At 52.5% G+C, this 440-nt stretch carries 1 rRNA gene; it reads left to right on the top strand.

The window, feature by feature from the left end:
• Window positions 1-440 (top strand): 16S ribosomal RNA (locus CRU95_RS16180); the annotation flags it as partial.

The raw sequence follows: 440 nt of genomic DNA, 5'->3' as shown, positions 1-440 counted from the left end.
CCTACGGGAGGCAGCAGTGGGGAATATTGCACAATGGGGGGAACCCTGATGCAGCGATGCCGCGTGGAGGAAGAAGGTTTTCGGATTGTAAACTCCTGTCTTAAAGGACGATAATGACGGTACTTTAGGAGGAAGCTCCGGCTAACTACGTGCCAGCAGCCGCGGTAATACGTAGGGAGCGAGCGTTGTCCGGAATTACTGGGTGTAAAGGGAGCGTAGGCGGGATCGCAAGTCAGATGTGAAATACATAGGCTTAACCTATGGGCTGCATTTGAAACTGCGGTTCTTGAGTGAAGTAGAGGTAAGCGGAATTCCTGGTGTAGCGGTGAAATGCGTAGATATCAGGAGGAACACCGGTGGCGAAGGCGGCTTACTGGGCTTTAACTGACGCTGAGGCTCGAAAGCGTGGGTAGCAAACAGGATTAGATACCCTGGTAGTC

Source organism: Arcobacter sp. F2176 (assembly GCF_004116465.1).
Taxonomy (GTDB): Bacteria; Campylobacterota; Campylobacteria; order Campylobacterales; family Arcobacteraceae; genus Arcobacter; species Arcobacter siniprincipis.
This window is presented reverse-complemented; position numbering and strand designations above follow the sequence as displayed.